The following is a 24,069-nucleotide window of genomic DNA, read 5'->3' as shown; positions in this document are numbered from 1 at the left end:
TTTTTCACCCAGAATGGTTAATTATACTCCTGCCTGTTCAATTCCAAGTGTTTTTAATTCTATTTCGCTTAATCCTACTCCCCTAAGCCTGTCCCTATTCCCCCTAAGGCTTTCAATAGTATTAATTCCTGCAGCCCCAAGAAGTTCCTTTATTTCATGAGTCCATGCATTTATTAAATTTGAAACTCTTCTTGCACCGTCGTCTACCTCTAAACGGTTTACAAGTTCTTGTTTTTGGGTTGCAATGCCCCATGCACACTGTCCGCTATAACATCTTCCACATACTGTGCATCCAAGTGCAACCATTGCAGCAGTTCCAATGTACACTGCATCTGCACCTAATGCTATTGCCTTAAATACATCTGCAGACGTCCTTATTCCGCCACTTGCAATAATACTCAAGTTATTTCGTTTTCCTTGTTCTTTTAAACGGTTATCTACTGCAGATATTGCAACTTCAATTGGAATTCCAACATTATCCCTAAATACCTTTGGAGCAGAACCTGTTCCGCCCTTAAATCCATCAATTACAACTGCATCTGCATCTGACGTTGCAATACCGTTTGCAATTGCAGCAATATTATGCACTGCAGAAACTTTAACAAATACTGGTATTTTCCACCTTGTAGCTTCTTTTAAACTCCGGATAAGTTGTGCAAGGTCTTCAATTGAATATATATCATGATGAGGTGCAGGAGAAATTGCATCTGACCCTTCGGGAATCATTCTAGTCATGGAAACTTCTGCTGAAACCTTTTCACCAGGTAAATGTCCACCAATTCCTGGTTTCCCACCTTGCCCAATTTTAATTTCAATTGCAGCCCCTTTATTTAAGTACTCACTGTTAACACCAAATCTGCCGCTTGCAACTTGGGTTATTACACTATCAGAATATGGATAAAGGTCCCTATGAAGTCCGCCTTCACCTGTACCCATGAATGTTTTACATTCTTTTACCGCTTTTGCCATTGCAATATGGGAATTTAGTGAAAGGGCACCATATGACATATGACCTATCATTATAGGTGTATCTAACTTCAAATTTGGAGCAATTTTTGTTTTTAATTTCGCTTTTTTTATTTTTTTTCCGTCAATTTCTTCTTCGATATATTCAAAATCTAACTTTTCAGGTTTTTTGCCAAGGTAAGTTCTAAGTTCCATTGGTTCCCTTAATGGGTCTATTGAAGGATTTGTAACCTGGCATGCGTCAAGAACTATTTTATCAAAGTAAATTGGGTATTCTTTTGCGTTACCCATTCCACTTAAGAGTATACAGCCGGTTTTTGCCTGAGTTAAAATATCTTGTTTTATTTCGGGAGTCCATACTGGATGATTCCTACCGCATGTTTCATTTAACGTTACAGAAATTGCATCTCTTGGACACATTGAGACACATCTTAAGCATGCACCACACCTATTTTGGTAGGTTACTATTTTATTTCCCTGTTTTCGATATACGCCCCATGAACATTCCTTAGTACACCGTTCACAAAGCATACATTTTTCAAAATCTACAATCGGGACGTATTTTGGCGGAACTGTTGAAGGTATCATTTTCTCACCCAATCATCTAAATCTAAATTTTTTTCTCTAATCTTGCAATGACCATTCTTCCTGCATCAGGCATCCACACCCGATCTAAATCAGGACATATTTTTCTAATTGCGGACTCTTCACTTGAAATAAATAATAAATCATCTTTTTCTGCGGCTATTAACGGCCTAAGTTTTATTCTATCAGTTAATCCAATCATTGTGTTTCCAATTTCAATTTCGCCGTTCATAAATGCCAGTCCCTCATTGGTTCCTACAACAATCCCAAAAGGGCCGTTCATTGTAGCTCCCCCATAAGTCATACGGATGGCCTCAAAAATTTCTTTTTCTTCATTTGGCATTTCGTCTATTTCATCCCAAAATCTTGGTGAAAGAGCGCTCATTGCATATTCTACTGGAATTTTATGTTTTCTAATCAGTAAGTCAAAAAGGTATGCAACTACCTCAGTATCTGTTAAAAGCTTACACTTGTAACCAAAGTTTTCAGCAAATCTTTTATTTGCACCATAACTTGTAATTTCCCCATTATGGACTACCGACCATGCAAGAAGGTTAAATGGATGTGCTCCGCCCCACCATCCCCTTGTGTTTGTAGGGTATCTTGCATGCGAAAGCCACTGGAATCCTTCATATTTGTCTATTTTAAAATATTCTGAAACTTCTAAGGGCCATGCAGCAGCTTTGAATACTCCTAAATTCTTTCCACTTGAAAAAACAAATGCGCCATCAATTTTATCGTTTACTTCCATCACGATATTTACCATGACGTCTTCTTCAAAAAGTTTGTATTTTTCGTCAAACCTGTAAAAAAATCTCCAAGAAACCTGTTCCTTTTTAATAATTCCGTCTTCAGTTGGAATTTCTTCATCTTTTACGATGTAACCATACTTTAACAGTAAATTTGCAACCTTTTCACGTATCTTATCGTAATCTTTTGTTGCATCTAAAAAAACGTGAACCGCATATTCATCTCGGTACTTAGGATAAATGCCATATCCAACGTATCCTGAGCCTTCACCATTCCCCCGTTCTTTTAAGCAATTCAGGGCTGTTGCAATTTTATCTCCTCGAATAAGTCGTCCGGTTCTGCTCATAAAACCTATAATTCCACACATAATATTCCTCCAACTTTAAGTTATCCAACTATGGGAAAAGTCATTTATATAGATTATTGAATCCAAATATTTAAACTTCGGGTTGGATATCGGTAAAATGTGTTATATTATGTTAATTTTAAAAACTAAATTCAAACTTAAAAGGCATTTAAATTCCTAAATTTGAAAATTTTTGAAAAAATATAAATATTATTTTTTAATGTCAACAATGCCCGTTCTAAACAGGTGGTGCACTGGAACTCCGTCGATTTCGTCAATACCACTTTTATCCATTACAACTACTACCATTTTTGGATTTGAAATACTTTTTAAATATTTTATAGCCTCTTTTACTGCATTTCCAGAGGTCATGACGTCATCCACAATTATAACATCTTTTCCGACAATACTTGAAAAATTCTGGCCTATAAATCCAGTTGTTTTTTCTTTTTCAGTATGGATATGTTTTTTTGGAACGAATATTGAAAAATTCTTATCCATTTCATCAGAAATAAGTGTTGCTAATGGAACTCCCCCTGATGAAATTCCAACGATGCCGTCAAATTCTACTTGGCCCAATATATCGCACATTATTTTTGCAATATGTTTTAATCTTTTTGATGATGCTCTAACACTATCCCACTCTAAAAAGATGTCTGCTTTTTCAGAATCTTCTTTTGGACTTTCAGTTGATTTTAATAGATCTTCACCATTTAATGTGAGATATAAAGCAGTTTTAACCGAAATATTTAATTCTTCTGCAATATCTCCACTTGGAAAACCCATGTCCCTCAATTTTAATGCCTTATATATGAGTTCTTTTTTCATAGTACCACCAAAAATTATTGAAATAACTAAGTATATGCATTTATAATATTTTAGCTATTGATATTTTAATACCCGATACTTACAAATCCATTTATATAGATATATTAATACTAAAAAGCTATGAATCTTAAAATATATTAAATTTATTTTATGAATAAATAGAAATTAAATTTAAAAATTATAAAGATTATTTAATTTAAAAAATTATGAATTATTAGAGCATTCCCATCCATTTGTGAATTTGTGGAGTACATATAACATCCACGTACCTACCGCATATTGCCATTATTTCAAAAATCTTTTTTTTCGATACTGTTTTTATGATGTCTCCCGTAGGCGTTACGGGCTGTATTGAAAGAGTAATATCTCCAATTTTGGATAAATCTCTTGCAATCTGTTCAAGAAGTTCAACTGAAGTTTCTTCAAATACAACAATTTTTGCGTAAACATTGCATTTTGCATAATAAAGCCTTTCTATTGTTTCTAGCTCTTTTCGGTATAATTCATGCCAAAATTCCATATCACAGTCTTTAAAGTGTTCTGGTAATTTTATATCAATTGAAGCATAGTCATAGCTACTTAATTTTTCTGGAAACATTCCATTACTCTCTAAAAATGTTTTATATCCTTTATCATGCAGTATTTTAGAATACTCTTTTATTTTTTGAGAATAAAGAAGCGGTTCTCCACCAGTAAAAGATACTGCAAATAAATCAGGAGTCCTTAAATTTTCAATTATTTGGATAAGTTCGTTATCTATGTCAAGATATTCAGTAAAAAGTCCTGATCCAGGTATTTCTTCAACTCGTGCCATTCCTTCAGGAGTATTTGGCTCATCGCAGTAAATACAGTCAAGAGGGCACTGTTTAAACCTTACAAAAATAAATCTTTTACCAATAAACTTTCCTTCACCCATTATTGACGAGAATACTTCCCTAATCATAAAATCACCAGTTTAGCCAATTTAAATTTAAAATGCATTTAATGTTTAGTTCCTAAAAAATGAACAGTATACTCTCAGATACTTATTTATACTACTAAAAGAAGTGTACTATTGCATCAAATATAGATGTATATAATACTAGGTGAATAAATATGGCTTTCGGTAAACCCCAAATGAAAAAAGTTCCTGTAGAAACAGGAAAAGAATACGAAATTTTAATTGAGGACATGGGTAAAGGTGGAGACGGTATCGCTAGAATAGACGGTTTCGTTGTATTCGTACCTAATGCAGAAAAAGGAACAAAAGTAAAAGTAAAAGTTACCGCTGTAAAAGAAAAATTCGCTTTTGCAGAAAAAATTTAAGTGATGAATCGTCTTCTCTGATACCTGGGGCTTTATCGAAATCCTCAGCAGTTAAGCAGTGATTTAGATGATAGAATCACTAATCCACTTCTTTTACTTTTTTGTTAGCATTATTATCTACGGGGTAAACTTAGTTCATTCTTTAAGAATAAAGTTCCTTGAAAAAATTATCAATAGCGTAATTTTTGTTTTTAATTTAGTAGTTATTCTTTTTTCAATATATTTTACAGCAAATTATGATTTTTTAGTTGGTTTTTTAATATTTATTGTGTCAGGAATAGCTTTTTTACTATTTTGGGATAGAATTTTTTTCGATAAATTTAAAAAATTATTTAAGATGGATGTTTCTTTTGATAACCAGATTCATAGAACTTTATTATCCCTTTCAGTTTACTTATTGTTAAATCCGGTTATTTTATGGAGTTTTTCAGCAAATTTAATGATAATAACTACTATAGTCCCTGATTTTTTAGAGCTTTTAGCATTCCAATTCGTAATTTTTATATTTTCTTTTGTTGGAATTGGGTATGGAACTCGTAGAAATTTTATCCAAACTATTAATAGACTAAATATAAAAATTCCATCGATAAAATACGTAATAATTGGGTTGATTTCAATAGTATTCCTAGATAAATTAATTTGGAATTTTTTTGATGTTTTAGGTATGATTATTCAATATATAAACCCATATTTTGGCGAACAAATTTCAAAACAAGTATTTTTTGAATCAACAAATGTAGAAACTGCCGTTAAAAGCGTGAAAATTGTCAGTAATACATTATTAAAAATAGCTTTTTTATCAATTGTCGTGGGAATAAGCGAAGAATTATTATTTAGAGGAGCAATTCAACCAAGATTTGGAAATGTATATACAAGTATTCTTTTTTCGGTACTCCATGCCCATTATTTTTCCATTATTGTATTTTTAGGGATTTTTTTGATAAGTTATGTTCTTGGAAAAATTAAAGAAAAATCGAGTACTTCAACTCCCATTTTAATCCATATACTATACGATTTTTTTTCACTACTATTTTAAATTTTTACCCCTTAAAAGGCCATAAAACCAAGGCTCTTCATAACTAGGGTAATTTTTTACATATGGACAATCTTTTGGTAACGCGGAAGTAAGTATCGCTTCAAGCATGGATAAACATTCTTTTTCTTTATTGAACCGGTTTTTATATATTTTACAGCGTTTTGTTTCCACATCAAGATGATTACAGTAGACTATTTCAGGGTCTATTTTTTCATCTGTAGTGTAAACGTGAATCATACAGCATCTGCCGCACTGTATGCATAAATCTTCAGAAAACATTTCTGAGCTTAACTTGATTATTTTTTCCTTATCGTACTTTATCGTAACTTTTGTATTAAAAATACTACCACTCTGATTTTTAGCCATATTTCTTTTAAATTATTAACAGGATAAAAAAATGGGCTTTTTTGCCCTAATTTTAAAAAAATTAATTATTTATTCCTAAGACTTTCAAAAATTGCAGCTTGAAGTCCGTGGAATTTAACCATTCCTACGATTTCTCTCTGATCCATGTCCTTATTCTCGAATGAAACCATGTTTTCTTGATAAAGTGCACATTCGCTTTCCCTTCCAACAATTCTTAAAGAACCTTTGTAAAGTTTTGCCCGAACTATTCCATTCATTCTTTCTTGCGTTTTGTCTACAAATGCATCTAAATCATGTCTTAAAGGTTCGTGCCATAGTCCTTTGTAAATTAAGTCTGCATACTTTGAATCCACCATTTCTTTAAATACTAATTCTTCTCTTGATAAAACGAGTTGCTCAAGTGCCTTATGTGCAGTTATTAATAAAATTGCACCGGGGCATTCATAATTTTCTCTTGATTTAAGGCCTAAAACCCTATCTTCTATAATATCTACCCTACCAACGCCGTTTCTCCCAGCAAGTTTATTTGCTTCTTTTATTACATTAATAGCATCAAATTTTTGCCCGTTTATTGCAACTGGAACCCCTGCCTTAAATTCAATTTCTACGTACTCTTCTTCATCTTTTGCTATTTTCGGGTCAACAGTCCATGCAAAACACTCTTTTGGAGTTTCAATCATTGGGTTTTCTAAAATTCCGCCTTCAATACTTCTACCCCATAAGTTTTCATCGATACTAAATGGTTTTTCTAAATCAACTGGAATTGGAATTCCTTTTTCTTTTGCATATTGGATTTCTTCTGTTCTTGTAAGGTTTAAATCCCTTATTGGGGCAATTATTTCAATTTCAGGTGCTTTTGCCCTCATTACGGACTCAAATCTAAATTGGTCATTTCCTTTTCCAGTACAGCCGTGTGAAATTGCATCCGCCCCAATTTCTTTTGCAAGTTCTGCAATTTTTATAGCAATCAGCGGTCTTGCAAGAGCCGTTGATAAGGGGTAACCTTCATAAAGCGCATTTGCCTTTATTGCCCTAAAAATATAGTCAACTGCAAATTCTTCCTTTGCATCAATAGTATAATGCTTTAAAACACCAAGTTTCTTTGCCTTTTCTTCAGGTTCTTTTAAGTCGTCCTCAGGCTGCCCTACATCGACTGCAACAGAAACTACTTTATAATTATACTTATCTTCAAGTAATTTTAAGCAGCAGCTTGTATCAAGCCCTCCAGAGTATGCTAAAACTGCAATTTTTTCCTGCATATTACCACCTGTGTTTAAATCCTTTTATCAAAAATAATTTTACCAATATATCAGTTAAATGGTTATAAACTTTTTGTAAGTTTACATTAAAAATTAGTTTTAAGAAAATATAGTTTTAAGAAAATTTAAGAACGATTAAGTTTAGCATTTAATTCATTTTTAAGGAGTATTGAAACAGAAAAACTCGGCGTTGCTAAGGACACATCTTTTCCGTATCTTTCTTTTATTGAAATAATATTAAATTCGTTTGATTTAGTTAGTTCACTTAATGCATCTTTTAATATTTCTTCACCAAGTCCAGTTATTACAATGTTTTTTAGCCCGTATTTTTCAGAAACCTTTTTTACATTCTCTAAAATTAAATCTATTAAAATTTTATAGTATTCTATTGCAATATTTATCGATTCATCTGCGGATATTTGATTTAAATCAGAACATAGTACTTTAGAAATCCTAATTAAGCTGTTTCTCTTATCAGCGGGTTTTCCATCAGGAGTATCGCAACTGTAATCCATTTCAGTTATTTTATCCAATACTAAGGAAATATCACCGGTTATTGCAAAATATTCTGAAGATACATTTGTTATTGTATCTTTAAACATGATTTTATTTGAAAGAAATGAAAGCGGAGTTCTTAATGATCCTACATATAACAATTCATTATTCATGAGTCTTTCAAGGTCTGTTTTATTTGAAGCGGCTTTTCCATCAACTATTGGGATAATATCTGTTGTTGTTGAACCCATATCTACCAAAATACAATTTTTATCAATATTTTGCGATACAAATTCTGCAGTAGCACACCAGTTTGATGCGGAAACAGTCATGTAGTTTTCTTTTGCATCTTTTGTTAAAACAAAATTACAATCACTATCAAATACTAACACGTTATCTCCAAAAGCGTTTTCTACTGCATTTAATATATTTTCTACACCTTCTTGTTTGGTTTCATAAGAGTCAGCAAGTTCTGCAGTTGTTACTAATGCTACAATTGATACATTGTTTGAATATTTTTTCAAAACTTTAGAAAGCTTTTCACTATTCTTCCACATTGGAAAATAAATATGGTGGATTTTAAATTCCCCATTTTCATATAATTCAGTAATTTTGGTGTTAGCTCCCCCAATATCAATTCCTAAAATCATTTTTACACCCTGTTTTAATGAAATTTCGTTTAAATTATTAGAAGATAAATTTAATTAATAATTCATATAATATTATTTAAATCTGATTTGATTAACCATATAATAAGTGAAAAATATGGACGATAATTCTAAAAATTGCATCTTTAATGAAGTATCTACGCTATATCATGAATACTACGACTATGCAATTAAAAAAAGAAAGTGGCTTGAAGTTCCAAAAGACCTTGAACATAGGGAAATTGGTTACGGGATGTTAAAAAAAGTGGATAATAGAAATATTTCATTTACAAATGAAATCGATTACCTATCTTGGGTATTAAAAGAAGCACCTTTTCACCTTTATAAATCACTTTCATATATGGAACATCCGAGTTTAATTGGTGGAGCCACTAAAAAAGGCATTTTTAAAAGAGAAATTGCTTTTGATATTGATACACATAAAACCAAGTACTGTAGTCACGACGATAGCTGGATATGTGAAGAGTGCCTAAATGAGGCAAAAAATCAGGTTTTAATATTAAGTGAGGACTTTTTATTTCCAGATTTTGGCCTAACTAAAAACGATTTAAAAATAGTATTTACGGGAAATAGGGGATACCATGTTTATTTAGAACCTGAAGACGAAAGTATAAAAAATAGAATTGAATCTTGGGGAAAAGACGAAAGAAGGTATTTTATCGAATATATTTTAGGAAAAAATATGAATTTGAGAATAATGGGGAATCGTTGGAAAATAAGGTTACTTAAAGAATTTGAAAAAAATAAAATAGGCATTAAAAAATTTGAAAAAACAGCGGACTGGAAAACCGAAATCGATACTCGAAAAGACGATATAAGAAAAAAAATTTACGAAATAATACATAATATGAAAAGTCGTCTAGAACTGGATGAAAAAGTTATGGATGATGATATACGGCTTCTTAGAACCATTGGTTCACTTCACGGATATACTGGACTTATGGTCAAGGAAATTGCATATGATTCACTAAAAAACGGACAGTTTGACCCTTTAAATCATGCCGTTTTTTCAAAATTCCATAAAAAAAGATACTCTGTAAAAATAAATCAGGAAGTGTTCCAATTAACCTTAAAAGGGGAAATATTCGATCATGAAAGTAAAGAAATTCCTGCAAGCTATCTTTTATTCTTGTTTGGGCATGGTATTGATTTTGAAATTCTTTAAAAATCTTTTTTATTTTTTTATAGCTTACTTAAGGATTTGAGTATAAAATAGATTTAAATTAATATATTTAGATTAATAAATTAATTTATCCAAAATTAAAAAGTAGCCCAGCGCGGATTCGAACCGCGGTCCCAGGTTCCAAAGACCTAGATGATTGGCCACTACACTACTGGGCTTCAGTGACTTGCATTAATTAGATTGAAATTATATTATATAAAGTTTTCGGTAAATGCGGTTTTAGTATTGGTAATCACCGAAAACTTTATATACTGTTTATTATGTATTTCATTTGGAAGTTGTTTATATTTTTGTGCCTCAGTGGCTCAGCCTGGTAGAGCGCCTGCTTGGTAAGCAGGAGGCCGCGGGTTCAAACCCCGCCTGAGGCTCGTTTTTAATTTTACAAATATATATTTAAAAATTTAGATATATAAAATATATATGTAGTTATTATTCAAATTTTATAAAATTTATAAAATTTATAAAATCAGTATTAAACCCATACTTAGCTAAAAAGTCCTTATCTTCCTGATTTAAATCATATTTTTTAGTTGGGGGAATTGAAGAGCCTGTTTTAGCATAAATTTTTCCACCTTTCTTTTTTGCACCTAAAAACTTTCCAGCATTTCCATTTATAATTATATTTCCAAAAACCATATCCGAAGCAGTAAAATCTGCCGTATCTCCATTTATAATTACGGTACCGCCTTTTAAAACCGAACCAGTGTTTTTTCCAGCATTTCCATTTACTATGATTGTTCCGTTTTTCATTAAAATTCCAGTACTCAGTTCAACATTTCCATTTACAGTAATTTCGGCGTTTTTTTCAAGTCTTGCACCAATGGTATCCCTTAATAATTTATCATTTAGTGTTAAACTATTTTTATTCTTTAAATTTGGACTTAAAACTTTTTCAAGAGGTTTCTGTTCAAGTATTTCAGTAATAGACATGTATTTTTTATAGCCTTCAATATCGCTTTGAACCTCTATAATATTTCCAATGGGTTCTTTAACTTTAAAACCATCTTTTACATAGACTTTTCCAGAAACCATGCTTATTCCAAATCTAGTATCTATATTCCCATCAACTATTACAAAACCAGTTGGAATTTTTCCGCCATTTCCGCCAAAATAAGATAAATCAGCACCCATTGAACTACAAAATCTGTGTCCAACGTTTCCTTTAATATAAACTACATTTTCAGGATTTTTGACATGTTCCACAATATCTTTAAAAGAGGTTTCTAAAGTTACTTTTGAATTCACGTCAAAATTGCTCTGCCATATAAAATTATATGTAAAATCAAGTATACAATCTTTAGAATTTTTTAAATCTATTTCAAGTACATTTTTATTCTTTAAAAACTCGAAGATCGTTTTTTTAGTTTTCCGTTTAAAAAATCCAAAAACCATTAAACCACCCAAATAACATATAATTATAGGTTTAGTGGTTTTATGTATTAAAATAGCACCGAGTATTAAACACATATCAAAATTAAATATGGTTAAAATTTAAACAGACGGTTATTAAAATCGACTATTTTCCCATTAGTTATTTCTATGCCCTCACTTTTCAAAATTTCAATCTTTTTTTCAGTTCCAAGAATATACTCTCCAACAGAACCATTAGAATTTACTACCCTATGACATGGTACGTTCAAAAGATTTTGATTTCGTTTCATTGCATTTCCAACAGCGCGGTATGCATTTGTATTTAATGCTCTCGCAATTATTTTATATGTTGTAACGCTTCCTTTTGGAACATTTTTTAAAAGTTCATAACATTTATCATTAAATGTAGGCGAAGTATATTCCATTATCACACCTAAAAAAGAAATTAATAAATATATTAATTAATTGCTTCATTTCCTTTTATCCCTGTTCGTATACGCACTGCATCATCTATAGGAATTATAAAAATTTTTCCATCCCCGGGTTTTCCAGTTTTGGCATTTTCAAGTATTATATCTATTGCTTCTTCGACTTTTTCATCTAAAACAACCATTTCTATTTTAACTTTCGGTATTAAATCTACAGTATATTCATTTCCACGGTATCTTTCAACGATTCCACCTTGAATGCCCCTTCCCTTAACTTCAGTTAATGTTAAACTTACGAATCCCCCTTCTTGTAGGGCATTTTTAACTGCAAGTAGTCTTTCGGGCCTAAATATGGCTTCGATTTTTTTCACGGTTGCACCACCAAAAAAGTCCTAATTAATAAATTCAATCTTATTTTAAGAGTTATTTCTTAAAAAATTTTGCTATTTTAAAATATAGTATTAATGGTTTTTAAAATTAGAAAAAATATTTAGTTATTCATCATGGTAAGCTGGAAGTTTGTGTTCTGAAATGTCAAGCCCTACTTTTTCTTCTTCTTCAGTTACTCTTATGCCGTTAGTGAATATTCCTGCAACTTTACCAAGTAAAAATCCTAAGGTGGTACCATAAAATATTGTAACTGCTGCTGCAATTAACTGGTTTACTAAACTTACATCCCCAGTTCCTCCAAGAACGCTCATTCCAAATACCCCTGTAAGAATTCCTCCAAGAATTCCTGCAGTTCCATGAACTGGAACTACGCCACAAACGTCGTCAAGCCCTACTTTTTCAATTAGTTTGTACACGATCGGAACTTGAATGCCTGCAAGAAGTCCAATTATAAGTGCTCCAATAGGGCTTACTACATCAGTTCCAGAACAGATTGCAACTAATCCTGCAACAAGACCGTTTGCTGTGAAAAGCACATCGTCTTTTGAAGCTAAAAGTGCACCTATTCCCCCGCCTGCCATTGCAAGCGTTGTTGTTGCACAGACTAGCCCTGAAATTTCTGAAATTCCAAAAGAACTCCCAACGTTAAATCCATACCAGCCGATTGCAAGAACAAATGCACCAAATACTGACATTGGAATATTATGGCCAGGAATTGAAACTGGTTTATTATTTATAAATTTTCCAACTCTTGGGCCAAGTGCTGCAATTACTCCTAGTGCCAAAAATCCCCCTAAGCCGTGAACTATAAAACTTCCTGCATAGTCGTTAAATGGAAGTATTCCTGATCCCCAAGGGCCCAGGTACACGTAAATGGGGTATATGAATGCCGTTATTATTATTGACATTATTATGTACGATTTAAATTTAATTCTTTCTGCAACACCACCTGAAACGATTGTAGCCGCAGTTGCTGCAAATACCAGTCCAAAAAACCATGTTGCCAAATCTATCCCGTTGTTTGCAAAGTTAGTTGTTACGATTTGACCCCACCAACTTACAAAGTCTCCAGGAATAAGTGATACTGCAAGTACTGACCCGATAAATAACCATGAAATTGCCCCGATAATCCAGTCAGTCATGTTTTTCATCATTACGTTGTTCACGTTCTTTTTTCTAACTTGTCCCCCTTCTAAAAGTGCAAATCCAAGTTGCATTGCAAATACGAGTGTTCCCATTAATACAAGAAACATTACGTCTCCAGAATTTGCAAGAGTACTAAGGCCCGTTATAATGTTTGTAGGTTCGACAAATAACTCAGCAGTTCCCATAAATTCACCTCAAAGTATATTATATTTAATTATATAGCATTTTTACCGCGTTCTCCAGTCCTTATACGTATTGCGTCATCTACAGGCAGTATAAAGATTTTTCCATCCCCTAATTTTCCAGTACTCGCATTTTCAGAAATTATTGTAATAATTTCTTCTACGTCCTTATCATCAACTATTGTCTCGATTTTTACCTTGGGTAAAAGGTCTACAACATACTCTGTTCCACGATAACGTTCGATTATTCCACCTTGAACGCCCCTACCTTTAACATCAGATATTGTAAGGCTTAAAAACCCATTTTCAGATAAAATTCCTTTTACTATGTCAAGTCTTTCGATTCTTATTATTGCTTCAATTTTTTTCACTGAAACACCCCTAATTTGATTATATTATAAAACTAACATGGAAGGCATTGTTAGGTATTGGTATCTTAGAAGGAAACAGAATTCCTTTTCCGATACTAACCCATAGATTGATATTATATATAAATGTAACTAAAATCAAAACATTTAAATAATCTTTTATTTAAATTAATAGATAAATTGGCAATTATTTTAAAAATTGAATTTTTTGTAAGCCGCCTAAAATATTAAATTAAAAAATATTAAAAAAAGTAATTTAATCCTTTAAAATCATTGTTCCAATGCCTTCTTCAGTAAATATTTCTAAAAGAACTGCATGAGGTATTTTTCCATTTACTATATGGACACTTTGAACCCCTTTATTTAAAGCGTTTATGCAAGCCTCGATTTTTGGAATCATACCTCCAGTAATTATCCCTTTTTCTATCATTTTTTCTATTTGTGAAATCGTAAGTTTCCGGTGAAGTGTTTTAGGGTCGTTTATGTCATCCATTATGCCGTCAACGTCTGTAACCATTATCAATTTTTCTGCATTCATTGCTCCTGCAATATCTCCTGCCGCAATATCCGCATTTAAATTAAGGTCTTTATTTTGTTCGTCAACACCTATTGGAGAAATTACTGGAATATATTTTTTTTCAACAAGAATATCAACTAATTTAGTATCTACCCGTTCAACTTCCCCCACCATTCCAAGGTCTACCTCTATTTTTTCATTATCCCTTATTAAATACTGAATCTTTTTTCTTGCCTTTATAAGTTGACCCGATTTTCCAGAGAGTCCAACAGATTTTCCACCGTATTGTTCAAGTTTAGATACAATATCCCCATTTATTTTACCGATAAGAACCATTTTTACTATTTCAAGTGTTTCTTCATCAGTTACCCTTAATCCATGGATAAATTCCGGAACTTTCCCCATTTTTTCCATTGCACGGTTTATTTCTGGGCCTCCGCCGTGAACAATTATCGGATTAATCCCAACATATTTTAAAAGAACCATGTCTTTTGCGATCCAATTTTTTGCCTGTTCATTAACCATTGCGTGGCCGCCATACTTAATTACAAACTTCTGGTCGTGGAATTTGCAAATATAAGGCAACGCTTCAATTAAGATTTCAGCTTTTTTATATTCGTCCATGTTTACTTGCCACCAAAATATTTAAATATTGATTTTTCATATTCTATATGATTTAATATTTATACATTTTTTAATCCATGCGGAGGTGCAGAATATGGAAGAAGAAAGAATATATACAATCCCATTGAGAGATGTAACAAACAAATCACCTACAACAAAGAGAGCGCCAAGGGCTATTAGGGCTATTAGAGCGTTTTTAATGAAACATATGAAATCAGATGTTGTTAAATTAGACAACTCAATAAACGAAAAAGTTTGGGAAAGAAGCTTAAATAAAATCCCTGCAAAAGTCAGAGTTAAAGCTGTCAAAGAAGGAGATGTTGTTAAAGCTACATTGATAGAATAATGCAACTTATTCTTTCCTAAAAAACATTGTGGTACTATGATAATCAAAACATACTTTTCTGGAGTATCTACTATAGGAGTACTTTCACTTGCAACTGAAGACTATGGACTTTTTCCTCTTTCAGTTGAAAAAAACACTTTGGAAAAAATGAAGGAAGTACTCAATATTCCAGTAACCCAGTTAAACATATCTAACAGTTCATTAATCGGTTCTTTATGTGTTGGAAACTCCAACGGACTATTAGTACCTAACATTGTAACGAGTAAGGAAATTGCATTAATTAAAGACTTTTTAAAAGAAAATAGTCTTGATGTTAATTTAGAAAAACTTAAAGCTAAAAACACGGCATTTGGTAATTTAATATTAACAAATAATAAAGGATGCATAATTTCAGAAGAGTTACAGAACTTTAGAAAAGTCATTGAAGATGTACTTGGAGTAGAATCTGGAGTCGGAAACTATGCTAGTCTTCCAACGGTTGGTTCTAACGGAGTTGCTACTGATAAAGGATGCCTCGTTCACCCGTTAACTGATGAATTAGAATTAGAGTGGATAACAGACGTTTTAAAAGTGGACTATGTTGGAAGAGGTACTGCAAACCGGGGCGTAACTTCAGTTGGCTCATGTATTCTTGCAAACACTAAGGGTGCAGTTATCGGTGGCGACACTTCAGGCCCTGAACTCTTAAAAATTGAAGAAGCTCTCGATTTAATCGATTAATAAATTCATCTGGTGATATTATGGCAAAAATCATAAGAATAAAAGGAAAAATTGTTGGAAAAGACGAACCTATGGTATTCTCAAAAGAATACAACGTATTAAAAGAAAGTGATGCTTTAGAAATTATGTACTCAGACATGGGTAGCAAACACTCTGTAAAAAGAGCAAACATTCAAGTTTTGGAAATTTCAGAAATTTCACAAGAGGAAGTTTTAGACCCTATTGTAAGAAAGACTCTTGAAATGTATTAATTACTTTTTTATATTTTTTTATTATTTTTTTAGTTATTCTCTCGTTTGTTTAATATTATTTTATATAATTTAAAGTAGATATCGTATCCCGTATTTTATAATAATATACTGTTAAATATGGTGATTTTATGTCTGAAGAAAGAATACTTTTTACTGCAAAAAAAGGAAAATGGTACGTTTCTAAAAAACTGAAAATTGATGAAAATACCCGTAATGTAGAAATCGCAAGAATATTAGCAGGAATTAATGAAACAATATCTTTGAAAATAAAGGAATTTTTGCCATTTGATATGCAAAAATTAGAAGAAATTGCTGATGAAATATACGTTGCTAAAAAAGGAAAAGTCAAAGAAGAAGAAGTTTCCGAAGCCCTCGTAAAATTGAAATCGCCAGCAACTACTAAAAAAATGAACGCAATAACCGAGTCAAAAGAAGGAAAAGAAATTTTAAAAAGGATTTTAACCGAAATCGTGCTTGAAAGACTCGGCTTTAAGTTACATGTTGAAGCTAAAATGATTGAAAAATTCATTGAAAAATCACAATAGCTTAAAAATTCCAAAAATACTTTTTTAAATTGGTTTAAAATCTTAAAAAAAGAAGAATTAAAAAAAGAATTATTTAAATTCCTTAATAATTTTTCCGATTAATTTAATGCTTGTATCTTTATTTGGCCCAATTGGGGAACCTGCAACAATTTGTGTTACACCCATTTTTTCAAGAGCTTTTACTTTTTCAACTACTTCTTCTGGTGTACCGTATAATGCAAATGCTTCTAACATTGTGTTGTCTACATTTCCAAATGCTGCACCGAAGTTTCCGGATTTTAATGCTTCACTTATTGCTTTAACTTTTGAAGCGTCGATTCCGTGTCTTTCTAAGATCATAGGAGGTGAACCGGCAGCGATGAATGCCACTACTGGGATAGCTGCTTGTTTAGCTTTGTCTGCGTTTTTGTCTACGGACATGCATGCATATGCTGCAACGTCAATTTCAGACATGCTTCTTCCTTTTGATTCTGCTCCTTTTTTAATTAAAGGAACTGCTGCTTCGAAGTCTTTTGGGTTTGAAGCGTTAATTAACACACCGTCAGCGATTTCTCCAGCGGTTTCTAACATTTTAGGTCCTTGTGCACCCATGTAGATTGGAACTTTTGTTGTAGGTTTAACTGCAAGTTGTGCACCTTCGGATAACCTTTTTCCCGCCATTAAAGCGTTCATGTCTTCAATTGATTTTATGATTGTTCCAACTGGCTTTGTCCATTCAATACCTAATGCATCAAATGTTGCCTTGTCGCCAGGGCCGATACCTAATACGGATCTACCGCCAGAAAGTTCATCTAATGTAGCCATTGCTGATGCCGTAACTGCTGGGCTTCTTACGTATGGGTTTGTAACACCAGGCCCTAACTTAATTTTGTTAGTTACCGCAGCAAGTGCACCTAAAGTCATGTAAACATTTCTGTTGTTGTAGTGGTCTGTAATCCAACAGTATTCAAAGCCGTTGTCTTCAGCCATTTTAACGTAGTATGCGAGCTTTGTTATTGGCTCGTTTGGGACGAATTCAATACCAAATTTCATTCTGCCACCTTCCTATTTCTAGAGTTTTAATATAACAAGTATAATTACTAATCAGCAATATAATGTACTTTCTATTTATCAAGAATAGAAAGTTATATATAGTAAATAAAGTTTTGAAATGCTCTTCGACCTATTAAACAAATTATGGTAGGTATTAATTAAATTACTATACATGCCCAAATTTATATATAAAAAGGTATGAATTAATGAAACATTAATAAATTCGGTGATCTAATGGACTTAATTTCCTTTAAAGAAAAGGATATTTCAAAAAAAGAGTGCCTAGAATTATTTTTAGATACTGAAAACTTTTTTGATATTTTAAAAGTTGCAGATGATATTAGAAAGGAATCTGTTGGGGATACGGTTACTTATGTGGTTAATACAAATATAGAGACTACAAATGTCTGTATAATGGGTTGTAAATTCTGTGCTTTTGGAAAATCAAAAAATAGCTTGGAAGCATTTAAATTAAATTCAGAAGAAATTGCAAAAAAAGCCCTTTTAGCAAAAAAAGCAGGATTTACGGAAGTTACAATTCATGGCGGAATTCATCCTGATGTAGATACTCATTTTCAAGTTGAAACACTAAAAAAAGTAAATGAAGTAACGAACCCGTTTGGTGGAATTTACGTCCATGCATATTCACCACAGGAAATATTAAATGGTGCCGAAGTTGCTGGATTAAATGTAAAAGAAGCGTTAGAAATGCTTTATGACGCAGGTTTAAGAACCATTCCTGGAACCGCTGCTGAAATTCTTAATGACAGCGTTAGAAATGAGATATGTCCTTTAAAAATGCCCGTAAATAAATGGATTGAAATAATTAAGGAAGCCCATAAAATAGGATTTAAAACGACATCAACTATAATGTACGGGCATATTGAACAATACAGTCACGTTGTTGAGCATTTTTCCATTTTAAAGGAAATTCAAAAAGAAACTTCTGTATTTACAGAATTTATTCCGCTTTCATACTTATATGAAAATACGCCACTTTATAATTTGGGCAGGGTTAAAGACGGTGCAAACGGGCTTTACGAATTAAAACTTTATGCAATTTCTAGAATATTTTTTAAAGATACGATTAAAAACATTCAAGTTCCAAGAGTAAAACTTGGAACCAAATTAAGCCAAATTATTCTAAAATGTGGTGCAAACGACCTTGGTGGAACATTGATGGAAGATAAAGTTTCAAAAGCTGCCGGAAGTACCTATGAAGATGCAAGTACTGAATTAATGGAAAATGCAATTAAGAATATAGGCAGAATTCCGAAAAAAAGAACTACACTTTATGAAATAATTAAATAATGGTATTATTATTAATATAATAATTATATAATGATATAATAACTAATAGAATAATAATTAAAATAAATATTTTTTTTAAATCCTAACACTCGGCAGGTGAGCTAATGGACTTAATTTCCTTTAAAGAAAAGGATATTTCAAAAAAAGAGTGCCTAGAATTATTTTTAGATACTGAAAACTTTTTTGATATTTTAAAAGTTGCAGATGATATTAGAAAGGAATCTGTTGGGGATACGGTTACTTACGTCTTAAATGCAAATATAAACTTTACAAACGTTTGCAGTGGAACGTGTAAATTTTGTGCATTTAAAACTGAAAAAGAAGACCCTAACTCATTTTTTTTAAATCCTGATAAGGTTGCAGAAAAAGCACTTTTAGCAAGAAAAACGGGGGCTACTGAAGTATGTATTCAAGGTGGGCTCTTACCAGAAATTGACACATATTTTCAGGCGGAAATTTTACAAAAAGTTAAAAAAATTACTGAAAAATATGGCGGAATTGATATACATGCCTTTTCACCAATGGAAGTTAAATCAGCTGCTGAAAATTGTGGATTAAATGTAAAAGAAGCTTTAAAAATTTTAAAAGATAGCGGGCTTAAAACAATGCCTGGAACCGCTGCAGAAATATTAAATGATGAAATAAGAAACGAAATATGCCCTACAAAACTAACCACATCAGAATGGATAGATGTTGTAAAGACGGCCCATAAAAACGGCATTAAAACAACTTGTACAATGATGTATGGCCATATTGAAGAAAACGTGCATTTAGTAGAACATTTATCAATTTTAAAGGAAATTCAAAAAGAAACTTCTGGATTTACAGAATTCGTTCCTTTAACATTTTTGCATGAAAATGCGCCTCTTCACCATATTGGAAAGGTTAAAAGCGGGGCTTCTGGAATTTTGGATTTAAAAGTTTATGCGATTTCTAGAATATTTTTTAAAAATTACTTAAAAAACATACAGACATCATGGGTAAAATTGGGAATTAAATTAAGCCAAATTTCACTAAATTGCGGTGCTAATGATGTTGGTGGGACACTAATGGAAGAAAGTATTTCAAAGGCTGCCGGAGGGAGCTTTGGAACGTGTATGAGTGAAGAAAAATTGAAAAATATGATTTTAAACGTAAATAAAATCCCAAAAAAGAGAAATACACTTTATGAATTAATTAATTAATTAATTAATTAATTAATTAATATAAAATTTCTATTTTAATGTATTGACCTAAACTTACTTATTCTGTAAAATACATACCTCTTTTAAATGCTTGTTAAAATAAAAATTAAGTCTTAAAATATTAAAAATTATATAAATATATAAAAATTATCGTTCGTGAAAATATGGAAATTAAAAGAAGATATATGTTGAAAAAAAAAGAATTAAAGGAAATTAAAGAAGACCTTGGAAAAATATTTGATGTTGAAAAAATAATTCCAAAAGATGCACCTGTAGAAAAAGCAGTTTTAGACCTTGGAGAAATTATTCTTGTTGACGGAACCCCCCTTGCAATGATAAATAATGGTAAAATGTTTCCAACATTAAAATTTTTATTAAACACATCTATTGAAAATAATCGAGTAACTGTTGACATGGGTGCTGTAAAATTCCTTGCAAACGGTGCAGATGTAATGGCTCCAGGAATTGTTGATGCAGATGAAAATATTCAGACAGGAGATATTGTATTTGTTGTTGATGTAATGCATAAAAAACCGCTATCCGTTGGAGAAGCACTAATGGATGGAAAAGTAATGGTTGAAGAAAAAAAGGGAAAAGCAATTAAGACCTTGCATTTTGTCGGCGATGAAATCTGGAAAATGTAATATCTTAAAAATGTAAAATAAAGTAGTTAGTTATAAAAAAATCTTAAATTGATAAAATGATAGAAATTATTGAGATTAAAGATGTTAAAATAAAAACTCATCCAAAAGTGTACGTTCCTGCAGAAGATAGTGAACTTTTAATTGAAAACTTGGTAGATGTAAAAAATAAAACAGTTCTTGATGTTGGAACTGGAAGTGGAATTCAAGCAATTAATGCACTTAAAAATGGGGCTTTAATGGTTTACGGGATAGATATAAACCCTTATGCTATTGAATGTGCCAAAAATAATGCAGAAATAAATAAATGTGATTTAAAAAAAATTTCGTTTAAAACTAGCGATCTATTCAAAAATATTTCTGGAAAATTTGATGTAATTTTATTTAATGCCCCCTACCTTCCAACGTCTAATGATGAAAAACTTGAAAAATACTTAAATTATGCTTTCGATGGTGGAAAAGACGGTCGTGAGGTAATAGATAACTTTTTATTAGGAGTTTCAGATCATTTAAATGAAAATGGAGTAGTACAGATACTTCAGTCTTCATTAACTGATGGTAAAAAGACAATATCTTTAATGGAAAAATTAGGATTTAAGGCAGAACAGACTGGCTCTTTAAAATTTTTATTTGAAGAATTACAGGTAATTACGGGTTTGAAAAAATGAAAGCAATTGAAGTTATAGAGTTAATTGAAGAATTTTCCCCAAAATGCCTTGCAGTTTTTGGGGATAACGTTGGTGTTCAAGTAGGACTTAATTTAAATAAAAAAATCAAAAAAATTGGAATGGCACTTGACCCATCTTTAGAAGTCATAGAAAAAGCAAAAATGGAAAACATTGATTTTTTATTTACCCACCACCCAATTTTAAAAGATCCTGTAAAAAATTTTACAGGCCCACTCTATAAAAAACTAAAAATACTTACTGAAAATGACATTATTCTTTATTCTGCACATACCAACCTTGATATCTGTAAAAATGGTTTAAATGATTCTTTGGCAGAATTATTTAATTTAAAAGACGTTAAAAATTTATATGATGACGGCCTTGGAAGAATAGGAAATTTTGAAGGGACTTTTAATGATATTTTAAAAATTACTAACGAAAACATTTGTAAAAATCCAGAAATCATACTTAAAAAAGAATTAATAAATAAAAAATCAATTAAACTTGCAGTGCTTTCAGGATATGGATTATCTCAAAATTCAATAGTCCATGTTTCAAATCTTGCTGACGTGTACCTTTCAGGGGATTTAACGCACCATTCAAAAATTATCGCAAAGGAACTTGGGTTAACGGTTATTGATGGAACACATTATGGAACCGAAGTTTACGGGCTAAAAAACTTTTTTAAGTATCTAAAAGGAATACTAAAAATTCCTGTAGTCTCGTTGGATTTCTAAGAAAAAAATCACCTATCTGCTATTTTTTCGATGTTAAACCAAAAGATTATTATATATCTAAAAAATCATAGTATATATGTCACTATTTATAATCACTATTTATAATCATTGATAATGGTGGGGCTATGGAGCTAACAGTTGTTCAAAAAGAAATATTGCAGGAATTACTCCAAATATATAAAGAAAAAAATAAGGCTGTTAAAGGAACTGAAATTGCCGTTAGATTAAGTAGAAATCCTGGAACTATTAGAAACCAGATGCAAGCTTTAAGGGCTTTAAACCTCGTAGATGGAGTTCCCGGGCCAAAGGGCGGATACATTCCCACAAGCCAAACTTATAGGTCATTAGGGCTCGAAATTAAGGAAGAAATTGTTGTTCCAATTTATAAGGGTGAAGAAAGAATTGAAGGAGTAAATGTTACTAAAATTGTCTTTGATACCGTAACTCATGAAAGGTCATGTTCTTCAAAGATATATATTGCAGGAGACACAAGAAAATTTTCTGAAAACGATATTGTAAAAATTGGGCCAACTCACCACAATAAAATTGTAATACTTGGAAAAGTTGTTGGACGGGATGATATTAACCATATTTTACTTATAGACGTAATTGGCGTTGCAAGTGTCCCATATATTTCTGTATCAGAAGTTGGAACTAAAGATGAATTGATAAGTATTAGACCCGATGAAACAGTTAAAAACACTGCAAAAGTGCTATCTGAAAAAAATATTAGTGGAATTCCAATAATGGAAGATAAAAAACTTTTAGGAATAATAAGTCTTCATGATATTGCTGACGCAGTTTCAAAAGGTCTTGAAAACGAAAAAGTATCTAAAATCATGGCCACAAATACATTCACAATCTCGAAAGATAAAAAAATATACGATGCGCTTATTTTAATGGAAAAAAATAACGTTGGAAGGTTAATTATTGTAAATGAATATGAAGATACCGTTGGAATTATTACAAGAACAGATATTTTAAAATTAATTGAAGGAACAATATTTCCAAAAATATTAAAAGGCTATTTAAAATAAAAAAGAGTTATTTCATTCTTTTTTTAAATTCTTCGTTTAATTCTTCATAAGAAATTCCGAATTTTGCAAGTAAGACAAACGTGTGAAAAATTAAATCTGCACTTTCATAAATTATTTCTGATTTATCATTATCTTTTGCTGCAAGAATCGTTTCTGCCGCTTCTTCGCCAATTTTTTCACAAATCTTGTTTACTGCTGTTTTTTTGTCGTTAGTCGTTAATTTAACAACGTACGAACCTTCAGGTTTTTCTTTAATCCTTTTTTCAATTGTAGAATAAACTTCTTTTAATGCATCCATAAAATCACAAAAAAATGTTTTAATAAAATTTAAATACTCAAAATTGTTTAATTACTGTTTTTAATATCATTAATTCTTTTTACCATTTTAACCGCTGCTTCAACTGCACTTTTTCCATAATCAATTCTATCTTCTGCCTGCATCCTCGTCATTCCAGGCCCAGAAATCCCTAAAGCAACAGGTTTTTCAAATTCTAAAGATAAATCTGCAATCTTTCGTGCTGCGTTTTGTACCACAATTTCATCGTGTTCAGTGTCTCCTTCAATAACACAACCAATTGTAACTACTGCATCAATATTATCTTTTTTAAGAAGTGTTTTTATCGCCAAGGGCATGTCAAATGAACCTGGAACCATTACTTTACATACTACGTTAGCCCCTAAAAATTGAGCGTGTTCTTCAGCTAACTTTTCCATCATGTACGTTAAATCCCGGTTAAATTCTGCAATAACAAATCCTAAATTAACCATTTTTTTCACCAAGTTA

At 31.7% G+C, this 24,069-nt stretch carries 29 protein-coding genes and 2 tRNA genes; 14 read left to right on the top strand and 17 right to left on the bottom strand.

What is annotated here, in order from left to right; translation table 11 throughout:
• Window positions 1-21: 21 nt before the first annotated feature.
• The 4 genes from MEVAN_RS05590 to MEVAN_RS05575 form a co-directional block, all read right to left on the bottom strand.
• On the bottom strand, window positions 22-1,554 hold the full coding sequence (locus tag MEVAN_RS05590) for a glutamate synthase-related protein (protein ID WP_012065908.1): 1,533 nt from the start codon (window positions 1,552-1,554) through the stop codon (window positions 22-24).
• 22 nt (window positions 1,555-1,576) lie between these two features.
• Window positions 1,577-2,668: a class II glutamine amidotransferase gene (locus tag MEVAN_RS05585; RefSeq protein ID WP_012065907.1), complete on the bottom strand. Its 1,092-nt coding sequence runs from the start codon at window positions 2,666-2,668 to the stop codon at window positions 1,577-1,579.
• A 189-nt stretch (window positions 2,669-2,857) separates the two neighbouring features.
• A complete protein-coding gene (locus tag MEVAN_RS05580; protein ID WP_012065906.1) occupies window positions 2,858-3,475 on the bottom strand; it encodes an orotate phosphoribosyltransferase-like protein in 618 nt (205 codons plus the stop codon).
• A gap of 214 nt (window positions 3,476-3,689) precedes the next feature.
• Window positions 3,690-4,418 carry a 7-carboxy-7-deazaguanine synthase QueE gene (locus MEVAN_RS05575; RefSeq protein ID WP_012065905.1) on the bottom strand — a complete coding sequence of 243 codons (729 nt, stop codon included), beginning with the start codon at window positions 4,416-4,418 and terminating at the stop codon, window positions 3,690-3,692.
• Window positions 4,419-4,570: 152 nt separating this feature from the next.
• On the opposite strand from MEVAN_RS05575, the gene MEVAN_RS05570 reads away from it, so the two are divergent.
• Both MEVAN_RS05570 and MEVAN_RS05565 read left to right on the top strand, forming a co-directional pair.
• On the top strand, window positions 4,571-4,780 hold the full coding sequence (locus MEVAN_RS05570; protein WP_012065904.1) for a TRAM domain-containing protein: 210 nt from the start codon (window positions 4,571-4,573) through the stop codon (window positions 4,778-4,780).
• A gap of 67 nt (window positions 4,781-4,847) precedes the next feature.
• Window positions 4,848-5,816: a CPBP family intramembrane glutamic endopeptidase gene (locus tag MEVAN_RS05565; RefSeq protein WP_012065903.1), complete on the top strand. Its 969-nt coding sequence runs from the start codon at window positions 4,848-4,850 to the stop codon at window positions 5,814-5,816.
• On the opposite strand, the gene MEVAN_RS05560 is transcribed toward MEVAN_RS05565, so the two are convergent.
• From MEVAN_RS05560 to mfnF, 3 genes are all read right to left on the bottom strand, one after another.
• The gene (locus MEVAN_RS05560; RefSeq protein ID WP_012065902.1) at window positions 5,808-6,182 is read right to left on the bottom strand and encodes a CxxCxxCC domain-containing protein; all 375 of its coding nucleotides are present in this window, start codon (window positions 6,180-6,182) and stop codon (window positions 5,808-5,810) included. The genes MEVAN_RS05565 and MEVAN_RS05560 overlap by 9 nt on opposite strands.
• A 65-nt stretch (window positions 6,183-6,247) precedes the next feature.
• Window positions 6,248-7,441: an argininosuccinate synthase gene (locus tag MEVAN_RS05555; protein WP_012065901.1), complete on the bottom strand. Its 1,194-nt coding sequence runs from the start codon at window positions 7,439-7,441 to the stop codon at window positions 6,248-6,250.
• A 125-nt stretch (window positions 7,442-7,566) separates the two neighbouring features.
• A complete protein-coding gene (mfnF, locus tag MEVAN_RS05550) occupies window positions 7,567-8,586 on the bottom strand; it encodes a (4-{4-[2-(gamma-L-glutamylamino)ethyl]phenoxymethyl}furan-2-yl)methanamine synthase (RefSeq protein ID WP_012065900.1) in 1,020 nt (339 codons plus the stop codon).
• Window positions 8,587-8,701: 115 nt separating this feature from the next.
• Between mfnF and priS the strand changes: the two genes are divergently transcribed.
• Window positions 8,702-9,769, top strand: coding sequence for a DNA primase catalytic subunit PriS (gene priS, locus MEVAN_RS05545; RefSeq protein WP_012065899.1), 1,068 nt, complete (start codon window positions 8,702-8,704; stop codon window positions 9,767-9,769).
• Between the two features lie 103 nt (window positions 9,770-9,872).
• Here the strand turns inward: priS and MEVAN_RS05540 are convergent.
• Window positions 9,873-9,945, bottom strand: a tRNA-Gln gene (locus MEVAN_RS05540).
• Window positions 9,946-10,081: 136 nt separating this feature from the next.
• Here MEVAN_RS05540 and MEVAN_RS05535 point away from each other — a divergent pair.
• Window positions 10,082-10,155: transfer RNA gene (locus MEVAN_RS05535), tRNA-Thr, on the top strand.
• Window positions 10,156-10,216: 61 nt separating this feature from the next.
• Here MEVAN_RS05535 and MEVAN_RS05530 read toward each other — a convergent pair.
• The 6 genes from MEVAN_RS05530 to argB all read right to left on the bottom strand — a co-directional run bounded on the left by MEVAN_RS05530 (window position 10,217) and on the right by argB (window position 14,813).
• The gene (locus MEVAN_RS05530; protein WP_012065898.1) at window positions 10,217-11,179 is read right to left on the bottom strand and encodes a tributyrin esterase; all 963 of its coding nucleotides are present in this window, start codon (window positions 11,177-11,179) and stop codon (window positions 10,217-10,219) included.
• Window positions 11,180-11,271: 92 nt separating this feature from the next.
• Window positions 11,272-11,583 carry an MGMT family protein gene (locus MEVAN_RS05525; protein ID WP_012065897.1) on the bottom strand — a complete coding sequence of 104 codons (312 nt, stop codon included), beginning with the start codon at window positions 11,581-11,583 and terminating at the stop codon, window positions 11,272-11,274.
• A gap of 32 nt (window positions 11,584-11,615) precedes the next feature.
• Window positions 11,616-11,957 (bottom strand): P-II family nitrogen regulator, encoded by a 342-nt coding sequence (locus MEVAN_RS05520; RefSeq protein WP_012065896.1) that lies wholly within the window; start codon window positions 11,955-11,957, stop codon window positions 11,616-11,618.
• 123 nt (window positions 11,958-12,080) lie between these two features.
• On the bottom strand, window positions 12,081-13,307 hold the full coding sequence (locus MEVAN_RS05515; RefSeq protein WP_012065895.1) for an ammonium transporter: 1,227 nt from the start codon (window positions 13,305-13,307) through the stop codon (window positions 12,081-12,083).
• A 29-nt stretch (window positions 13,308-13,336) separates the two neighbouring features.
• Window positions 13,337-13,675: a P-II family nitrogen regulator gene (locus MEVAN_RS05510; RefSeq protein ID WP_012065894.1), complete on the bottom strand. Its 339-nt coding sequence runs from the start codon at window positions 13,673-13,675 to the stop codon at window positions 13,337-13,339.
• A gap of 253 nt (window positions 13,676-13,928) precedes the next feature.
• Window positions 13,929-14,813 carry an acetylglutamate kinase gene (argB, locus tag MEVAN_RS05505; protein WP_012065893.1) on the bottom strand — a complete coding sequence of 295 codons (885 nt, stop codon included), beginning with the start codon at window positions 14,811-14,813 and terminating at the stop codon, window positions 13,929-13,931.
• Window positions 14,814-14,907: 94 nt separating this feature from the next.
• Between argB and MEVAN_RS05500 the strand changes: the two genes are divergently transcribed.
• The 4 genes from MEVAN_RS05500 (at window position 14,908) to MEVAN_RS05485 (ending at window position 16,675) form a co-directional block, all read left to right on the top strand.
• Window positions 14,908-15,159: a 50S ribosomal protein L31e gene (locus tag MEVAN_RS05500; RefSeq protein WP_012065892.1), complete on the top strand. Its 252-nt coding sequence runs from the start codon at window positions 14,908-14,910 to the stop codon at window positions 15,157-15,159.
• A gap of 36 nt (window positions 15,160-15,195) precedes the next feature.
• Entirely contained in the window at window positions 15,196-15,879 is a 684-nt protein-coding gene (locus MEVAN_RS05495) for a translation initiation factor IF-6 (protein WP_012065891.1), read from the top strand.
• Window positions 15,880-15,899: 20 nt separating this feature from the next.
• The gene (rpl18a, locus tag MEVAN_RS05490) at window positions 15,900-16,130 is read left to right on the top strand and encodes a 50S ribosomal protein L18Ae (protein WP_012065890.1); all 231 of its coding nucleotides are present in this window, start codon (window positions 15,900-15,902) and stop codon (window positions 16,128-16,130) included.
• Window positions 16,131-16,258: 128 nt separating this feature from the next.
• Window positions 16,259-16,675 carry a DUF2666 domain-containing protein gene (locus MEVAN_RS05485; RefSeq protein WP_012065889.1) on the top strand — a complete coding sequence of 139 codons (417 nt, stop codon included), beginning with the start codon at window positions 16,259-16,261 and terminating at the stop codon, window positions 16,673-16,675.
• 69 nt (window positions 16,676-16,744) lie between these two features.
• On the opposite strand, the gene mer is transcribed toward MEVAN_RS05485, so the two are convergent.
• The gene (gene mer, locus MEVAN_RS05480; RefSeq protein WP_012065888.1) at window positions 16,745-17,707 is read right to left on the bottom strand and encodes a 5,10-methylenetetrahydromethanopterin reductase; all 963 of its coding nucleotides are present in this window, start codon (window positions 17,705-17,707) and stop codon (window positions 16,745-16,747) included.
• Between the two features lie 234 nt (window positions 17,708-17,941).
• Between mer and cofH (MEVAN_RS05475) the strand changes: the two genes are divergently transcribed.
• The 6 genes from cofH (MEVAN_RS05475) to MEVAN_RS05450 all read left to right on the top strand — a co-directional run bounded on the left by cofH (MEVAN_RS05475) (window position 17,942) and on the right by MEVAN_RS05450 (window position 23,285).
• Window positions 17,942-19,018, top strand: coding sequence for a 5-amino-6-(D-ribitylamino)uracil--L-tyrosine 4-hydroxyphenyl transferase CofH (gene cofH / locus MEVAN_RS05475; protein WP_012065887.1), 1,077 nt, complete (start codon window positions 17,942-17,944; stop codon window positions 19,016-19,018).
• A 104-nt stretch (window positions 19,019-19,122) separates the two neighbouring features.
• The gene (cofH, locus tag MEVAN_RS05470; protein WP_012065886.1) at window positions 19,123-20,202 is read left to right on the top strand and encodes a 7,8-didemethyl-8-hydroxy-5-deazariboflavin synthase subunit CofH; all 1,080 of its coding nucleotides are present in this window, start codon (window positions 19,123-19,125) and stop codon (window positions 20,200-20,202) included.
• Window positions 20,203-20,366: 164 nt separating this feature from the next.
• Window positions 20,367-20,846, top strand: coding sequence for an RNA-binding protein (locus tag MEVAN_RS05465; RefSeq protein WP_012065885.1), 480 nt, complete (start codon window positions 20,367-20,369; stop codon window positions 20,844-20,846).
• A 56-nt stretch (window positions 20,847-20,902) separates the two neighbouring features.
• The gene (locus MEVAN_RS05460; RefSeq protein WP_012065884.1) at window positions 20,903-21,511 is read left to right on the top strand and encodes a HemK2/MTQ2 family protein methyltransferase; all 609 of its coding nucleotides are present in this window, start codon (window positions 20,903-20,905) and stop codon (window positions 21,509-21,511) included.
• Window positions 21,508-22,248: a Nif3-like dinuclear metal center hexameric protein gene (locus tag MEVAN_RS05455; protein WP_012065883.1), complete on the top strand. Its 741-nt coding sequence runs from the start codon at window positions 21,508-21,510 to the stop codon at window positions 22,246-22,248. The genes MEVAN_RS05460 and MEVAN_RS05455 overlap by 4 nt, the downstream gene beginning before the upstream one ends.
• A 125-nt stretch (window positions 22,249-22,373) precedes the next feature.
• Complete coding sequence (locus MEVAN_RS05450; protein WP_012065882.1) at window positions 22,374-23,285, top strand: CBS domain-containing protein; 912 nt, start codon at window positions 22,374-22,376, stop codon at window positions 23,283-23,285.
• Window positions 23,286-23,292: 7 nt separating this feature from the next.
• Here MEVAN_RS05450 and hisE read toward each other — a convergent pair whose 3' ends face one another.
• Window positions 23,293-23,583 carry a phosphoribosyl-ATP diphosphatase gene (hisE, locus tag MEVAN_RS05445; RefSeq protein ID WP_012065881.1) on the bottom strand — a complete coding sequence of 97 codons (291 nt, stop codon included), beginning with the start codon at window positions 23,581-23,583 and terminating at the stop codon, window positions 23,293-23,295.
• Between the two features lie 47 nt (window positions 23,584-23,630).
• Window positions 23,631-24,053 carry a 6,7-dimethyl-8-ribityllumazine synthase gene (gene ribH / locus MEVAN_RS05440; protein ID WP_012065880.1) on the bottom strand — a complete coding sequence of 141 codons (423 nt, stop codon included), beginning with the start codon at window positions 24,051-24,053 and terminating at the stop codon, window positions 23,631-23,633.
• Window positions 24,054-24,069 lie beyond the last annotated feature (16 nt).

It is taken from the genome of Methanococcus vannielii SB (assembly GCF_000017165.1).
Taxonomy (GTDB): domain Archaea; phylum AGJL01; class Methanococci; order Methanococcales; family Methanococcaceae; genus Methanococcus; species Methanococcus vannielii.
The sequence above is the reverse complement of the archived record's forward strand: the minus strand, read 5'-3'. Positions and strand labels throughout refer to the sequence as shown.

Bases quoted from the DNA above. Each gene is read 5' to 3' on its own strand.
- MEVAN_RS05590 (WP_012065908.1), bottom strand. From the start codon at position 1,554: ATGATACCTTCAACAGTTCCGCCAAAATACGTCCCGATTGTAGATTTT.
- MEVAN_RS05585 (WP_012065907.1), bottom strand. From the start codon at position 2,668: ATGTGTGGAATTATAGGTTTTATGAGCAGAACCGGACGACTTATTCGA.
- MEVAN_RS05580 (WP_012065906.1), bottom strand. From the start codon at position 3,475: ATGAAAAAAGAACTCATATATAAGGCATTAAAATTGAGGGACATGGGT.
- MEVAN_RS05575 (WP_012065905.1), bottom strand. From the start codon at position 4,418: ATGATTAGGGAAGTATTCTCGTCAATAATGGGTGAAGGAAAGTTTATT.
- MEVAN_RS05570 (WP_012065904.1), top strand. From the start codon at position 4,571: ATGGCTTTCGGTAAACCCCAAATGAAAAAAGTTCCTGTAGAAACAGGA.
- MEVAN_RS05565 (WP_012065903.1), top strand. From the start codon at position 4,848: ATGATAGAATCACTAATCCACTTCTTTTACTTTTTTGTTAGCATTATT.
- MEVAN_RS05560 (WP_012065902.1), bottom strand. From the start codon at position 6,182: ATGGCTAAAAATCAGAGTGGTAGTATTTTTAATACAAAAGTTACGATA.
- MEVAN_RS05555 (WP_012065901.1), bottom strand. From the start codon at position 7,441: ATGCAGGAAAAAATTGCAGTTTTAGCATACTCTGGAGGGCTTGATACA.
- mfnF (WP_012065900.1), bottom strand. From the start codon at position 8,586: ATGATTTTAGGAATTGATATTGGGGGAGCTAACACCAAAATTACTGAA.
- priS (WP_012065899.1), top strand. From the start codon at position 8,702: ATGGACGATAATTCTAAAAATTGCATCTTTAATGAAGTATCTACGCTA.
- MEVAN_RS05530 (WP_012065898.1), bottom strand. From the start codon at position 11,179: ATGGTTTTTGGATTTTTTAAACGGAAAACTAAAAAAACGATCTTCGAG.
- MEVAN_RS05525 (WP_012065897.1), bottom strand. From the start codon at position 11,583: ATGGAATATACTTCGCCTACATTTAATGATAAATGTTATGAACTTTTA.
- MEVAN_RS05515 (WP_012065895.1), bottom strand. From the start codon at position 13,307: ATGGGAACTGCTGAGTTATTTGTCGAACCTACAAACATTATAACGGGC.
- argB (WP_012065893.1), bottom strand. From the start codon at position 14,813: ATGGACGAATATAAAAAAGCTGAAATCTTAATTGAAGCGTTGCCTTAT.
- MEVAN_RS05500 (WP_012065892.1), top strand. From the start codon at position 14,908: ATGGAAGAAGAAAGAATATATACAATCCCATTGAGAGATGTAACAAAC.
- MEVAN_RS05495 (WP_012065891.1), top strand. From the start codon at position 15,196: ATGATAATCAAAACATACTTTTCTGGAGTATCTACTATAGGAGTACTT.
- rpl18a (WP_012065890.1), top strand. From the start codon at position 15,900: ATGGCAAAAATCATAAGAATAAAAGGAAAAATTGTTGGAAAAGACGAA.
- MEVAN_RS05485 (WP_012065889.1), top strand. From the start codon at position 16,259: ATGTCTGAAGAAAGAATACTTTTTACTGCAAAAAAAGGAAAATGGTAC.
- mer (WP_012065888.1), bottom strand. From the start codon at position 17,707: ATGAAATTTGGTATTGAATTCGTCCCAAACGAGCCAATAACAAAGCTC.
- cofH (WP_012065887.1), top strand. From the start codon at position 17,942: ATGGACTTAATTTCCTTTAAAGAAAAGGATATTTCAAAAAAAGAGTGC.
- cofH (WP_012065886.1), top strand. From the start codon at position 19,123: ATGGACTTAATTTCCTTTAAAGAAAAGGATATTTCAAAAAAAGAGTGC.
- MEVAN_RS05465 (WP_012065885.1), top strand. From the start codon at position 20,367: ATGGAAATTAAAAGAAGATATATGTTGAAAAAAAAAGAATTAAAGGAA.
- MEVAN_RS05460 (WP_012065884.1), top strand. From the start codon at position 20,903: ATGATAGAAATTATTGAGATTAAAGATGTTAAAATAAAAACTCATCCA.
- MEVAN_RS05455 (WP_012065883.1), top strand. From the start codon at position 21,508: ATGAAAGCAATTGAAGTTATAGAGTTAATTGAAGAATTTTCCCCAAAA.
- MEVAN_RS05450 (WP_012065882.1), top strand. From the start codon at position 22,374: ATGGAGCTAACAGTTGTTCAAAAAGAAATATTGCAGGAATTACTCCAA.
- hisE (WP_012065881.1), bottom strand. From the start codon at position 23,583: ATGGATGCATTAAAAGAAGTTTATTCTACAATTGAAAAAAGGATTAAA.
- ribH (WP_012065880.1), bottom strand. From the start codon at position 24,053: ATGGTTAATTTAGGATTTGTTATTGCAGAATTTAACCGGGATTTAACG.